Source organism: Marinomonas pollencensis (genome assembly GCF_003387375.1).
Taxonomy (GTDB): domain Bacteria; phylum Pseudomonadota; class Gammaproteobacteria; order Pseudomonadales; family Marinomonadaceae; genus Marinomonas; species Marinomonas pollencensis.
The window spans coordinates 1-13,476 of sequence record NZ_QUNG01000003.1; the positions used below are offsets into that span (position 1 = coordinate 1).

The following is a 13,476-nucleotide window of genomic DNA, read 5'->3' on the forward strand; positions in this document are numbered from 1 at the left end:
ACGCCCTTGCGATTCGGATTCTCTTCCCCTCAGTCGGGGTAAGACAGGTTTCTTTCAACCTGACGGGTTTGCCAGCTTCGCTGGGCAAACAAAAATAGCTAATACCATTTGGTATTAGCTATTTCCTTTCCTATTCCAACGACGTATTAGCCCTCTAATCGAGTTTGTAACACAGCACAAAACCGCTGTTTACTAACTTTTGAAAATAGAGCGGGATGCCCGCCACATGGGTAAAATGACCGCAGCAAGAAAGCTACAAACCGCCCCATAAGACAACAAATAAAACGCACTTGAGTAATCTAACTGTAAGTAAAAGCTAATAAATAGATAGTTAGGCAAGACGACACAGAGCCACACCCCCACTACCAATATCATCATAGAAAAACTCGACATAGGCTTTACTTTTACCAGCAACCAAGCCGTAAAATACAAGTAAACAAAGGAAGCAAGAACAAAGCCTACAATGCGCTCAATAGAAGGAAGTTTAGCCATACCTTGATTAGCATCAATCAACGCTGTAGGAACAGCTGAATACCACAAAAAACCGACTAGGATTTGCAATAAGAAGACCAGCACTATGGCTTTATGATTGATTTTATTCACGCTAAACTTCACCTCCCTTTAATTATGATTTATAAAGCTCTCTAACCAAATTACGCAATACAGAACGCCATGGTCTTTGTTTTACGCCATAATGGTTAAATATTTTCCGGCACGAGAGCGACTGTCTTTTAACCTGAACAACCACGCCATCCTCTTCCGAAAACGCCCCTTCTAAAGACTCTACTTCCATTTGTGCCTTTGGGTCGAATTGACTAGAGGTCACTAAGATAGCCTCGACCAACCCCACCCAACTGATTTCTTCCGCACAGCAATAATGGTAAACACCTGTATTGCTCGCGCCATAATGTCGTTGCTTGATCAAAGACAGCACAACGCGCGCCAAGTCCGATACTGGTGTAGGACTGCCAAGCAAGTTGTCTTTGTAAGCAAGGTTAACGCCATCTTGAATTAAACCTAATGTACGACAAACAAAATCATCGCCTTTGCCACTGAATAACCAGCCCGTTCTTAAGATAATGTTCGCCTCATTTTTTGCGACCAGTTGCTCTGATTGAATCAGGGCTTGGGCATAAGGCTCGGCACTATCTGGCGTATCTGTCTCAAGGTAAGGAACATTGTTATCACCAGAAAAAACGCGCGCACTACTTATCATAATAAGGGGCGCAGATGCCTCACTGACGGCAGTTAATGTAGCTTGAAATTTGCCGTAATCGCTTTGCAACGCATAACGCAAGCTAAGCGCATCAATAGCCACATCGTAATCTATTGCGGCCAATTCTTGTGCAGCACCATGCTCCAATAGCAAACTTTCCTGAGGGCATACCCAATCAATGTCTCCCTGCGCTTTAGAAAGCTCTAATAACGCGGCCCCCACTTCTGACTCAGCGCCCAATAAAAGGACACGAATCGGGGCATTAATATCTTGTTTATTAGTCAAAGTGTATCCTTGTACCACTTAGGAAAAGTACTAAGAAGGTTATTATTTGTTTGTCGAGCAATGTCGGCAACACTGCTGTTTCTTATTCTGGCTACGCTCTGTGCGATACGAGGGATCGAAAGCGGGGTATTAACCTCTCCCTGAAAACCACACACTGGCATATCCGGTGAGTCCGTTTCCAAAACAAAAGCTGTATCCTCTAATTCCGCTAACACTCGATGCGCCTTCTTTGCTCTAGGGTAGGTAATCGTGCCACCTATTCCTAAAATAAAGCCCAGTTCCTGCAGACGGTTTGCTTGCACAAGGCTGCCATTAAATGCATGCACTATCCCGCCATAAATAAAGCCTGTGTCGCGTACTGCTTTAATCACTAGATCATAACTTTTTCGCGCATGAACAATAATCGGAAGTTTTAAATCACGCGCGATTATGAGCTGTCGAGAAAAGAAAAACTGTTGCTTATCCAACGCCATCGCACCCGGCCAGCAATCTAGCCCTATTTCACCTATCGCTAACGCATCATTGGTTTCACAGCACTCTGCCAAATGCTCAATATCATCACTCTTGGCCTCACCAAGAAAGTAAGGGTGCAAGCCATAAGCTACTCGCCACTGCGGGTACGCAACAGCGAGTCGAGTAACCCGCTGCCAGCTCGATCTCGTTGTAGAAGGCACCAAAAAACCCTCTACTCCCGCTTGCTGACAAGCACTCATTAAAGCATCACGTGAGCTATCAAACACGCTAAAATCTAAATGACAGTGGCTATCGTTATACATCAATAAAGATTACATCATGAAACAGGATACGCCTAGAGAGCACTAAGCATAGATATGAAAAATAGAGCTCTTTTACCATTATTATGGTTTCAAATGACAATTAGTCCACTTTGGTGCATTTCTCAACTGCAGTTAACATACCTCGCAGCATACCTACTTCTTGTTGATCTAATTGCGCTCGTTGATATAAGCGGCGAAAACGCGTCATCACTTTACGAGGTGCTTTCGGATCCAAAAACTCAGTTTTTGTTAGTACTTTTTCTAAATGCTCTAAGAAAAAGTCGAGCTGTTCAACGGTAGCAGCAGGAACATCCCACTTGGGCGCAACCACTGGAGCATCAGCTATCAACAATCCTTTCATACGAAGTTCATAGGCAATCACCTGCACCGCAGCCCCAAGATTTAGTGAACTGAAGTCTTCAACCGAAGGAATATGCACATGATAATGGCAACGCTGTAACTCCTCGTTGGTCAGTCCACGGTCTTCCCGCCCAAACACAAATGCGGTCTCCAACTGCTCTTCAAAAACCAAATCCACTGCTTGCCTTGGATCCACTAGAGGGCATGGAATATGACGCTCGCGCGCGCTGGTTCCAATCACTAACTGGCAATCTGCTAGCGCCTCTTCTAGGCTATCAACTACAACCGCATTATCTAATATATCCGTCGCACCAGCCGCTCGACTTACCGCCTCAGGGCTTGGGTATTGCTTAGGAGCCACCAAGTAGAGATCGGCCAACCCCATATTTTTCATTGCCCTGGCGGCCGCGCCAATATTTCCTGGGTGAGACGTGTTTACCAAGACAATTCTTACTTTATTCTGCATGTTATGAACTACCAATTTCCAGCGATCGAATGATTTTGTGAATGTTAACAGATTTTTCTTTCAAATCCTTAAAGCGATCAGTTTTTGAACAATTTGCACTGGTTAAAAAACTCCTTTTGCGTTAGAATCCGCGCTCATATTTTGTGCCTTTCTTAAGATTGCTTCATAAAGCATTGCAGCAATATAGAAAGGCACTCGCTCTTTAACACTTTATTAGCAACTGTGACGTCTTTGACTAAAGGCGGCACATGACTCTTATTTGGAACAATTGACGGTACCCTATGCAACCTAGAATCAATGTCGCAATCAAAGCTGCTCGCGCAGCAGCAGAATACATCATTCACTCTCAAGAGAAGCTTCTTTTCGACAAAGAGCAAGGGCAAGATGCCGCACAAGTTTACCAAACAGTATGTTCAGGTGCGGAACGTGCAATCGTTTACCATCTAGAAAAAGCCTACCCTGGTGACACTATTACCACCCGCCTACAAGGCAGCGTGCAAAACGGTGAAGAAGGTGAATGGATCATTGATGCCATCCAAGGGCAACATTTGTTTAGCCGTGGTCTAACCGGTCATGTCATCACTATGAGTTATCTAGTTGCTGGTAAAGTTGAGCACGCTCTCGTGCTAAACCCTCACACAAAAGACGAATTTTATGCCAGTAAGGGCCGCGGCGCTTACCTAAACAACACTCGAATTCGCACTAGCGTTGCACGCACACTCGAAAAAACAACCATTGCTGCTCAATTTCCTGCGACAGACCGAACTGCGCCTTACTTATCTGGCCAATTAACCGTTTTGTCTGAAGTAGCTGAGAAAGGGGCACGAGTTGTTATGCAAGATGCGCCAGCCCTGATGCTTGTCAACACTGCTGCAGGTCGCTTAGATGCTGCTTGGGGCATCAAGCTTCAAGAGTGGGAAATGCAAGCCTCTCTATTTATTGCTAAAGAAGCAGGTTGCCTGTTCGCCAACTTTGACGGTTCTCCGAGCATTGAAAATGGCGACGTATTATGCGCTAACCCACGTTTATTCAAGGTTTTATTACCGACTCTAAACAAGCACTTGAAATAATTTTCATACAAAAAGGCCCACTTGAAAGTGGGCCTTTTTTTCAAAGTCTAATTTAAGACTTATAAATATTCTCATAGCAATAGTTCGTTGCTTCTACGAAACCATCTACACTGCCGCAGTCAAAGCGTCGACCTTTGAATTTATACGCCAACACACACCCTTCTTTAGCTTGCTGCAATATAGCATCAGTGATTTGCACTTCACCATTTCGGCCTGCAGGTGTATTACGTATTTTATCAAAAATGTCAGGTGTCAAAATGTAGCGACCAATGATCGCTAAATTAGAAGGCGCCTCTTCTTTCGTTGGCTTCTCCACCATGTCAGTGACACGATAAAGACCTTCCATCATATCATCGCCTTTAATTACACCATATTTATGCACTTCGTCTTCTGGCACTTCTTGAATAGCCACAATCGTACAACGGAACTGGTTATACAACTTAACCATCTGTGCCATCACACCATCATCGTCGGTTTCGCCAAAACACAAATCATCCGCTAATACCACACCAAATGCTTCGCCGCCGACTAATGGCTCACCGGTCAAAATAGCATGACCTAAACCCAACATTTGATTTTGTGGAATATAAGAAAACACGGCATCCGCGATCAGGTTTCTAATACCTTCTAAATATTGCTCTTTGCTGGTACCAGAAATTTGGTGTTCAAGTTCATAACTAATATCAAAATGTTCACCAATTGCTCGCTTACCACGACCCGTTACAAAGGTGACGTTCTTTAGACCCGCTTGTACCGCTTCTTCCACACCGTACTGCACCAAAGGTTTATTTACGATAGGAAGCATTTCCTTAGGCATCGACTTGGTTGCAGGTAGAAATCGTGTGCCATATCCTGCCACAGGGAATAAACATTTACGAATCATACTCTATCCTTAAAAATAGCATTAAAGAATGGCCACTAACGCATAAAAGTAGCGGCCTATTAATTAGCTTAACGTGTTACGTGTCGTTGATAAAATAACACTCGTTAAACGATCCAAAACCGGAGAATTTAATTTATACCAATGCCAATACAGCGGCACGCTGAGCCTGTTATTAGGGAACAATGAAACGAGCTGCCCCTCTTTAAGCTCTTTTTTTACCTGCACACTAGGAACTAAAGCACAGACCGTACCACCCATTACCATTTCTACAAAACCATGAGAGGAAGGATACCAGTGACTATTACGAATGTCCGCCTTTACTTGTAGACACTCATCCTGGTAGCGCCCCCATAGATCATCAAACTCATCAAAAATAAGTGAAGGAGCCGACATCACCGTGGCCACACTAATCACCCCATCTAGGTGTTTACGTATAAATTCAGGAGACGCCACTAACTCATAGGTCATATTGCCTAAAAACACCGACTCGCCCCCTGACACAGGGGTTCCTAATTGGCTTAAACAAGCCACCACCTCACCAGTTTGCAAAATTTCTCGCGTCTTACCTTGATCAGCGGCTTTAATATGCAACCTCGTCTCATCAATACGAGAAAAAGCACTGAGCACTTGCGGAAACCAGGTCGCCAGTGCGTCATAATTGATCGCTATTGCCAATGGCTGATGGCTGTGCTCTTGTTGCAAAGACTCAAAAAGACCATCTTCTAAGATAGCCACTTTATTGGCATGCGCTAATAATTGCTCGCCCAACGGGGTTGCTGAAATCGGGCGCGCCCTGATCAATATTGGTCCACCGCAGTCTTGCTCTAAACGTTTGATACGCTGAGAAACAGCAGATTGCGTTAAACCAAGGTAGTCTGCAGCTCGCTCAAAACCTTGAAAGCGCAACACGGCCACAAAACACGATAGAGCCTTGTAATCCATCATAACTATTTCTTATGTAATTTAAGTTAAATTAATTTAAATTTAATTGTAAACCTCTTTAGTATCAAGACATTCAAACAAGTAAGACATAACGAGAGCAACATGATTGCATTTTTAAGCGGAGCGATTACCGGCGGCGGGCTAATTATCGCGGTTGGCGCCCAAAATAGTTTTTTACTCGAGCAAGCCCTAAAGCGTCATCTCGCCTTTCCCATCGCATTTTTATTTATCCTTAGCGACGTGCTGGCTATTGCCCTTGGTGCGTTTGGGTTTGGTTTACTGATTCAAAACAGCGACTGGCTGTTAATGCTGTTTCGTTGGGGTGGCGTGATTTTTCTACTTTGGTTTGCCGCACAAAAATGGCGCTCTTCTTTTATGGATGAGCAGATCATAGTAGAGCAATTGAACAAACGTTTGGCAGGATGGAGCTTACTCAGCATGGCTCTTGCTGTGACTTGGCTAAACCCTCACTTTTACATCGATACGATGATTTTAATGGGAAGTTTATCTAATCAGTTTTTGGCCGATAAATGGTTGTTTGTGGTGGGCGGCGCAGTGGCCTCTTGCCTGTGGTTTTTAACCCTCGCCTTGGTTGGTCATGCTTGCGCCAAATGGCTTAAATCTGCACTCTTTTGGCGTTGGTTTAATCGTGCTAATGCACTGCTTATTACTAGTATCGCAGTGAAAATTGCCACTCAACCATTAGTGACTTAGCCACTAATGGTTGAGTCTAGAAGGCTATAGTTTAATTTCAACCTCATGGCTTTCATCTGGGGTGGTGGACGAAGTTGAATCCGCCTCTACCCACATTTCTGCGGTGGCAATAGGACTCACAGACAGCGCCACTTGAATCGGATCACTTTGCTCTTCAATGACCATCGGCGGTTGATAGTTAATCCGGTACAAGGCCATCAAAGCCACTGAAAAGTTAATCGCTGCAACAAACCAGAACAAGGCATCAATTTGAATAAAGTCCATTAAAGAGGCTGCCAGTAAGGGGCCCATCATACCACCCACACCATTGAGCAAAATCATGCCACTACTCGCGGAAAGTATTTGTTCCGGGCGTAATTGGTCATTCATGTGAGATGACGCTAACGAGTACATTGGGAAAGTAAATGCCCCTACACAGAACATCCCCACCATCATAATCACCTGACTGTTACTCATATTACCAAACGGCACAATAAAGGCCGTTAGCCCACCTACTAGGCTTACCCATAATATCGTCACACGACGGTCCTGACGGTCCGACAGCTTTCCTATCGGCCACTGCAAAATCATCCCGCCAACATAACTCGCACCTATAAATAACGAGATCTGTCCAATACTCATGCCAATACTCTGAGCATATAAAGCACCAAGCCCCAACAACGCCCCAGCAGTGATCCCGGCAGCCGTCACCCCTGTTACCCCGAGCGGCGCGGTCTTAATCAACCCCACAATATTGAGCTTTTCCGGCACATTAATGGTTGGAGAAGGTGTGCGCACCAACAACAAAGGCACCAACGCCATAGAGATCAGCACCGAGGTCAAAATAAACAAGCCGTAACCCCCAGGAGAAGACAAGTTCAATAACACCTGCCCAAGCGTCTGACTGGCCCATATTTCAATGGTATAAATGGAAAATAGTCGGCCTCGAGTTTGGTTGGTGGCAATGTCGTTTAACCAACTCTCCGTAACGATATACAAACCGGCATAACACAAGCCTGTTCCCATCCTCATCAGCATCCAAAACCAAGGATTTACCACCACAGATTGCATCAATATGGTCACCGAAGCCAAGGACGCTACTGCGGCAAAGACGCGAATATGGCCAACATTTTTAACCCAAACAGGCACCAAAATAGAACCGGCAATAAACCCCAAATAGTACGACGACATAATTAAACCTGTCGCCGTAGTATCAAAAGACTCTATTGAGGCTCGTATACCAATCAATGAACTCTGCAAGGCGCTTGCCATCGAAAGAATAGCAATACCAAAAAGCAAACTCCAAATAGGAAGCAGTAAGGTTTTAAACATGAACATCCTTCGTATTAGCAGGCAATGTAAGCAAAATAGGTGGTTATAATTTCGGCAGACTATACCGACACAATTGCTGAATGCAATAACTAATCAATCGCTTAAAAAAATTACCACCAAGATGACTTTTCTATGACTCAGTGTAGAGCGGGTAACGCGTATAAAGCAAAAATCAAATCTACCTACTCAAGCTTATTGCAGCATCATTCAAGTTTATTTAACGGACAATATCCATTCAAAAAAACAAAGCGCCGATATTGATGATTAATGCCCCTTGGCCACTCTCTATCACTCTAATAAAGCCAATAAAAACGCTACTAAGATCAAAAAATGCAGCATGATTTTTCACGAAGAAAATATAAATCAATGAAAGACGATCTAAGTCAATGACACAAAAGGCACGCAGTAGCACAATTTATGGATTCTTTTTACGCCAATTTAAGAAGTCTCCTTTCCATTGGAGTCGATCACGCTTTTTACTGAAGCGGCTCAAGTTATGCTGGGTATTTTTATGGATTTTGCAAGTTGGCTTACTTACACCATTTTAGGCTTGTCGCCCGACACAAAATTAGCCGATGCCCTGCACTTCTTTGTTGAAGACGTCACTAAAATCTTCGCCTTACTCTTGTTTATGATTTACCTAATTGCCTCATGCGTGCGTCATTAAACATCGAAAACGTGCGAGACTACTTAGCTAGAAAACATTGCAGCATGGGTTACCTTATGGGCTCTGGTTTTGGCGCTATTACCCCATTCTGTTCCTGTTCGAGCATTCCTATCTTCTTAGGCTTTACCTCTGCGGGCATACCCGTAGGCATCACTATGGCCTTTTTGATCACCTCCCCTTTGATCAATGAAGTGGCCGTGCTATTGCTAATGGGCCTTTTAGGTTGGAAATTCACGCTACTTTATGTGGTAATCGGCATGTCCGTTGGAATTTTAGGAGGCTTGTTTCTCGATACAATCAAAGCAGAAAGGTGGCTACAATCTTTTGCCGCCAAAGCGCTTGCTAAAGGTAAATATGGTCAACAAGACGCCGTCAAGACAAGGTTAAAAACAAAACAAATTTCCTATAAAGAGCGCCATCAATTCGCTAAGGAAGAATCATTTGAAATTTTTGGACGTGTCTGGAAGTGGGTCATTGTCGGTGTTGGACTGGGCGCCGCGTTGCACGGTTTCATCCCTGATGGTTGGTTGCAAGAACACTTAGGAGACGGGCAGTGGTGGTCTGTGCCTGCCGCGGTATTACTTGGTATCCCTCTTTATTCCAACGCAACAGGAGTGATCCCAGTGATGGAAAGTCTCATCGTTAACGGTTTACCAATAGGCACAACACTGGCTTTTTGCATGAGTACCGTTGCCGCCAGCTTTCCTGAATTCATTTTGCTAAAACAAGTCATGCAGTGGAAGTTATTGGCAACATTATTTGTGATGTTGTTGTTTTCATTCACCCTAGTCGGTTGGCTGTTTAATTTCTTCACCCCTTTCCTATAGAGGATCAGATTATGAAAATTATCAAAGTACTAGGTAGCGGTTGTGCAAAGTGCAGCAAATCAGTGGAGCTCATTAAAGCCGTCGCTCAAGAGCAAGGCACAGCGGTTTCAGTCGAAAAGGAAACCAGCCCTCAAACCATGATGGAATATGGTGTGATGAGCACACCTGCGGTGGTCATAGATGAGGTGCTAGTCCATTCAGGCTCCGTTCCACAGGCAGCAGACATCAAAGAATGGTTGGCATAATACAAGTACGACACCTCGTTAACTGTTATCTGGCGGCTTCTCGAACGGTTAACGTATGTTTGGAGCAAAAGCCATTTGGAGAACTATTATGAGCAGTAAAATGACCTTTCGCGTCATCGCTAATCGAGTTGATGCCCATGGCAGCACAGTCAATTGTAAAGACGCCTCTCTAGTTATCGACACCGACTTACAAGGTCGAGCTGACGCCTTTAATCCTGCAGAGCTATTAATGGGAGCCTTAGCAGCCTGCATAATTAAAGGAATTGAACGGGTAACACCAATTTTAAAGTTTGATCTAGAAGGGCTTGAAGTAGAAATTCATGGTGTCCGACAAGACACTCCCCCCAAAATGGAATCTATCCAATATAGCATCAGAGTCAAAACCGAAGAGTCGGATCACAGGCTCGCCTTATTACACGACAATGTTCGCAAGTTCGGCACCGTATTTAATACCATAGCCCCCGGTACTGAGCTCACAGGGACATTAGTTCGAGCCTAATGGCTTGCTCACAGCCATCATAAGCCCCAGACACGTGTGTCGCTAAAAGAGTGACAAAAAAGCGAAGATAAAAACCTTATCTTCGCTTTACATTGAACAGAACTAAAAAAACCTCACGGCGTTAAAAACACCACGGATTATTCTCTTATGACGACACTTCGGTACGACTAAAATGCTTACCTAACAGCGCATGGTAAAAGTTATGGTCGCTCAAAATACCCACACATTGGCCTGCATTTTCTAGCACCAACGGTCGATCTGTATGATAACGAATTTCCACTGCATCACGCATAGTGATTGTTTCATCTACTCGAACAACGGTATTTGCTGGAACCTGCTCTATCGGCATGCCAGGTGCCCATTGAGCACTAGCTACTTCTTCTTCGAGGTTATAAACACCTTGGAATTGACCAGAATCCAACGCCAACCAAAGGTTCTCACCTACAGAAAAACGCGCTTCTTTCTTCGCTAGTTCTGCAATCGGAGTCATTAGCGCACTGCCACATAAGACATTGAGCGGGTTGGTATGAGCCACAAACTTCTCAACGTATTCCGTGGCTGGGTTCAATACTATTTGTTCAGGCTCATCTTGCTGAATGATGCGAGCAGATTCCATAATGGCGATTTTGGAGCCGATTTTTAGCGCTTCATCCAGATCGTGACTAACGAAGATAATCGTCTTGTTTAAGCGCTTTTGCAGTTCAATCAATTCATCTTGCAATTGAGAGCGAATCAAGGGATCAAGAGCGGAGAAAGGCTCATCCATCAACAATACATCCGTGTCCATCGCAAAAGCCCGAGCCAATCCAACTCGTTGTCTCATACCGCCAGATAGCTCATCTGGTTTTTTATCTGCCCATTGGGTCAAGCCCACCATGTCTAACTGCTCTTTCGCCTTAGACAGACGCTCTTTTAGCCCCATACCTTGCATTTCAAGACCGAAGGCGACGTTTTCTAATACCGTCAGCCAAGGCATTAATGCAAAACTTTGAAACACCATAGACACCCGATGAGTTCGCATATGACGTAACTTAGTCTCATCACAGGTGGCCATATCGACCATCTCGTCACCGTCTCTAACTAAACAGCGTCCACGGGCAATTTTATTGAGTCCATTAACAGCTCGAAGCAAGGTCGATTTACCAGAGCCTGAAAGCCCCATTAAGACACAAATTTCGCCCTCGTTAACTTCGATGTTGGCGTCTTGAACCCCAACCACATCACCAGTCAAACCGAGAATATCGTTACGTGTGTGCCCTTTATCCATTAGAGGGAGTGTTTTGGCTAAATTATCGCCAAAAACAATATCTAGATGCTCTATTGTTACCACAGCCATTATTATCCCTCTTTTCTCATCGATGGTGTTTTACAAATACGGTCCAACATAATCGCGACCAAGACAATAGCAACACCCGCTTCGAAGCCTTGCGAAATATTAACCGTGTTCAAGGCGCGGATTACTGGCTTACCTAAGCCATCAGCCCCAACCAAAGCTGCTACAACCACCATAGACAAAGACAGCATAATACATTGAGTAATACCGGCCATAATGCTTGGCATCGCAGCAGGAAGCTCTACTTTGTAAAGTAATTTTGATTTTGTACAACCAAAAGCAAGCCCAGCTTCTAATAGCTCACTTGGCACCTTGCTAACACCGAGGTAAGTCAAACGAATAGGCGCTGCAATAGCAAAAATAACCGTTGAAATCAGACCAGGCACATAACCTAGACCGAATAGAATAAGAGTTGGAATCAAGTACACAAAGGTAGGAATAGTTTGCATCAAATCTAAAATAGGTCGCAACATGGTATACAACCAAGAGCGATGCGCTGCCGCAATACCAATTGGCACGCCGATAATCACACTGAAAGTCGTCGCTGACACCACCAACACCAAGGTTTGAATAGTTTCTTCCCAATACCCCATATTAATTATTAACAATAAAGAGGCGGTAATGAAGGCCAATAAGCCAATACTGCGGTGTAAGAACCAAACACCAACCAAGACAATCGCAATTACGACCAGCGGATGAACCCACATAATAGAGTCAACCATAGATGTGATCATGGTTTCTAATACCATGGAAATCAGATCAAAAAAGCCAGAAGCTGAACCTACAAGCCAGTCAACAAAGCTTTCCATCCAGGCGCCAAGAGGGATTTTATTATCCGTTAGCCAATTCATATTTTTCTCCCGATATATCAAAAACTGACGTTAGCGACACCGTGCCGCTAACGTTCTAGAGCGTCATTGCTGACTTCTTTATAGACCCAAGTGCGTTTTAACTGCCGCTAGGCCATTACCGCCTGACTGTGTTTTTACGCCATCAAGCCAAGAAGTTAGAGCATCGGGATTTGCCGTTAACCACTCTTTTGCAGCGACTGCAGGTTTTTTACCATCGTCTAGGATATAACCCATCACTTGGTTTTCCATTGACATGGTGAACTTAAGATTTTGTACCAACTTGCCTACGTTTGGACATTCAGCAAGATAGCCTTTACGGACGTTGGTATGAACGTTCGCGCCACCGTAATTTGGTCCAAAGAAATCATCGCCACCCGACAAGTAATCCATGTCGAAGTTCGAGTTCATTGGATGGGGAGCCCAACCTAAAAAAGCAATCCATTTATGTCGACGAATATTGCGTTTTACTTGAGAAAGCATGCCTGCCTCGCTTGATTCCACCAACTGGAAATCACCAAGGCCGAAGGCATTTTTGTCTATCATATCTTGGATCAAACGGTTCCCGTCATTGCCCGGTTCAATACCATAAATACGTCCGGCAAACTCTTTACGGTGTTTGGCTAGATCAGAAAAATCGGTCACCCCAGCATCATAAGCCTCTTTGCTTACTGCCAGTGTGTATTTAGCACCTTTTAAGTTCGGTCCTAAATCTTGCACCGTACCTGCTTTCAGGTATGGAGCAACATCGGCCTTCATCGAAGGCATCCAGTTACCGAGGAAAATATCAATGTCTCCATTCGCCATGGAGGTATAGGTAACAGGTACAGACAAAAGCTGTATCTTAGTTTGATAACCTAGACCTTGGAGTATTTCCGTTGCCACAGCAGTGGTAGAAGTGATGTCAGTCCAGCCAACATCGGAGAAGCGAACAGTGGAACAATTCGCCGCCATTGTTAAGCCAGAAATACTGGCGATACTGACCGCGAGCGCGACCTTGCTTGCCTTCTTTAACATAACCTATCCTCTTTTTA

At 44.3% G+C, this 13,476-nt stretch carries 14 protein-coding genes and 1 pseudogene; 5 read left to right on the forward strand and 10 right to left on the reverse strand.

From position 1 onward, the window contains the following. Positions 1-192: 192 nt before the first annotated feature. The 4 genes from DFP81_RS05110 to DFP81_RS05125 form a co-directional block, all read right to left on the reverse strand. Entirely contained in the window at positions 193-603 is a 411-nt protein-coding gene (locus DFP81_RS05110; protein WP_115896697.1) for a hypothetical protein, read from the reverse strand. Between the two features lie 22 nt (positions 604-625). After that, positions 626-1,501 (reverse strand): sugar nucleotide-binding protein, encoded by an 876-nt coding sequence (locus DFP81_RS05115; RefSeq protein ID WP_115896698.1) that lies wholly within the window; start codon positions 1,499-1,501, stop codon positions 626-628. Further along, a complete protein-coding gene (locus DFP81_RS05120; protein WP_115896699.1) occupies positions 1,498-2,277 on the reverse strand; it encodes a TatD family hydrolase in 780 nt (259 codons plus the stop codon). The genes DFP81_RS05115 and DFP81_RS05120 overlap by 4 nt, the downstream gene beginning before the upstream one ends. 100 nt (positions 2,278-2,377) lie before the next feature. Continuing rightward, complete coding sequence (locus tag DFP81_RS05125; protein WP_115896700.1) at positions 2,378-3,103, reverse strand: RNA methyltransferase; 726 nt, start codon at positions 3,101-3,103, stop codon at positions 2,378-2,380. 281 nt (positions 3,104-3,384) lie between these two features. Between DFP81_RS05125 and DFP81_RS05130 the strand changes: the two genes are divergently transcribed. Next, entirely contained in the window at positions 3,385-4,173 is a 789-nt protein-coding gene (locus tag DFP81_RS05130; protein WP_115896701.1) for an inositol monophosphatase family protein, read from the forward strand. Positions 4,174-4,225: 52 nt separating this feature from the next. Here the strand turns inward: DFP81_RS05130 and galU are convergent, their stop codons facing one another. Together galU and DFP81_RS05140 are read right to left on the reverse strand one after the other, a co-directional pair. Continuing rightward, the gene (gene galU, locus DFP81_RS05135) at positions 4,226-5,056 is read right to left on the reverse strand and encodes a UTP--glucose-1-phosphate uridylyltransferase GalU (RefSeq protein ID WP_115896702.1); all 831 of its coding nucleotides are present in this window, start codon (positions 5,054-5,056) and stop codon (positions 4,226-4,228) included. Positions 5,057-5,119: 63 nt separating this feature from the next. After that, positions 5,120-6,001: an ArgP/LysG family DNA-binding transcriptional regulator gene (locus DFP81_RS05140; protein ID WP_115896703.1), complete on the reverse strand. Its 882-nt coding sequence runs from the start codon at positions 5,999-6,001 to the stop codon at positions 5,120-5,122. 99 nt (positions 6,002-6,100) lie between these two features. Between DFP81_RS05140 and DFP81_RS05145 the strand changes: the two genes are divergently transcribed. Then, a complete protein-coding gene (locus tag DFP81_RS05145) occupies positions 6,101-6,712 on the forward strand; it encodes a LysE/ArgO family amino acid transporter (protein ID WP_115896704.1) in 612 nt (203 codons plus the stop codon). A 24-nt stretch (positions 6,713-6,736) separates the two neighbouring features. Here the strand turns inward: DFP81_RS05145 and DFP81_RS05150 are convergent, their stop codons facing one another. Further along, positions 6,737-8,023, reverse strand: a complete 1,287-nt coding sequence (locus DFP81_RS05150) for an MFS transporter (protein WP_115896705.1) — start codon at positions 8,021-8,023, stop codon at positions 6,737-6,739. 496 nt (positions 8,024-8,519) lie between these two features. Between DFP81_RS05150 and DFP81_RS05155 the strand changes: the two are divergent. The 3 genes and pseudogenes from DFP81_RS05155 (at position 8,520) to DFP81_RS05165 (ending at position 10,261) form a co-directional block, all read left to right on the forward strand. Further along, positions 8,520-9,517 (forward strand): annotated as a pseudogene (locus DFP81_RS05155) (permease). Positions 9,518-9,528: 11 nt separating this feature from the next. Then, entirely contained in the window at positions 9,529-9,762 is a 234-nt protein-coding gene (locus tag DFP81_RS05160; RefSeq protein WP_115896706.1) for a thioredoxin family protein, read from the forward strand. Positions 9,763-9,850: 88 nt separating this feature from the next. Next, positions 9,851-10,261, forward strand: coding sequence for an OsmC family protein (locus DFP81_RS05165; protein WP_115896707.1), 411 nt, complete (start codon positions 9,851-9,853; stop codon positions 10,259-10,261). A gap of 145 nt (positions 10,262-10,406) precedes the next feature. Here the strand turns inward: DFP81_RS05165 and choV are convergent, their stop codons facing one another. The 3 genes from choV to DFP81_RS05180 all read right to left on the reverse strand — a co-directional run bounded on the left by choV (position 10,407) and on the right by DFP81_RS05180 (position 13,459). Next, entirely contained in the window at positions 10,407-11,597 is a 1,191-nt protein-coding gene (choV, locus tag DFP81_RS05170) for a choline ABC transporter ATP-binding protein (protein WP_115896708.1), read from the reverse strand. Positions 11,598-11,599: 2 nt separating this feature from the next. Next, positions 11,600-12,445 (reverse strand): choline ABC transporter permease subunit, encoded by an 846-nt coding sequence (gene choW / locus DFP81_RS05175; RefSeq protein WP_115896709.1) that lies wholly within the window; start codon positions 12,443-12,445, stop codon positions 11,600-11,602. Positions 12,446-12,523: 78 nt separating this feature from the next. Next, on the reverse strand, positions 12,524-13,459 hold the full coding sequence (locus DFP81_RS05180; protein ID WP_115896710.1) for a choline ABC transporter substrate-binding protein: 936 nt from the start codon (positions 13,457-13,459) through the stop codon (positions 12,524-12,526). Between the last annotated feature and the right edge of the window lie 17 nt (positions 13,460-13,476).

What these genes read in the sequence shown, in the direction of transcription:
- DFP81_RS05140 (WP_115896703.1), bottom strand. Translation starts at nt 6,001, where the DNA reads ATGATGGATTACAAGGCTCTATCGTGTTTTGTGGCCGTGTTGCGCTTT.
- DFP81_RS05180 (WP_115896710.1), bottom strand. Translation starts at nt 13,459, where the DNA reads ATGTTAAAGAAGGCAAGCAAGGTCGCGCTCGCGGTCAGTATCGCCAGT.
- DFP81_RS05165 (WP_115896707.1), top strand. Translation starts at nt 9,851, where the DNA reads ATGAGCAGTAAAATGACCTTTCGCGTCATCGCTAATCGAGTTGATGCC.
- DFP81_RS05125 (WP_115896700.1), bottom strand. Translation starts at nt 3,103, where the DNA reads ATGCAGAATAAAGTAAGAATTGTCTTGGTAAACACGTCTCACCCAGGA.
- DFP81_RS05150 (WP_115896705.1), bottom strand. Translation starts at nt 8,023, where the DNA reads ATGTTTAAAACCTTACTGCTTCCTATTTGGAGTTTGCTTTTTGGTATT.
- DFP81_RS05120 (WP_115896699.1), bottom strand. Translation starts at nt 2,277, where the DNA reads ATGTATAACGATAGCCACTGTCATTTAGATTTTAGCGTGTTTGATAGC.
- galU (WP_115896702.1), bottom strand. Translation starts at nt 5,056, where the DNA reads ATGATTCGTAAATGTTTATTCCCTGTGGCAGGATATGGCACACGATTT.
- DFP81_RS05130 (WP_115896701.1), top strand. Translation starts at nt 3,385, where the DNA reads ATGCAACCTAGAATCAATGTCGCAATCAAAGCTGCTCGCGCAGCAGCA.
- DFP81_RS05145 (WP_115896704.1), top strand. Translation starts at nt 6,101, where the DNA reads ATGATTGCATTTTTAAGCGGAGCGATTACCGGCGGCGGGCTAATTATC.
- choV (WP_115896708.1), bottom strand. Translation starts at nt 11,597, where the DNA reads ATGGCTGTGGTAACAATAGAGCATCTAGATATTGTTTTTGGCGATAAT.
- choW (WP_115896709.1), bottom strand. Translation starts at nt 12,445, where the DNA reads ATGAATTGGCTAACGGATAATAAAATCCCTCTTGGCGCCTGGATGGAA.
- DFP81_RS05160 (WP_115896706.1), top strand. Translation starts at nt 9,529, where the DNA reads ATGAAAATTATCAAAGTACTAGGTAGCGGTTGTGCAAAGTGCAGCAAA.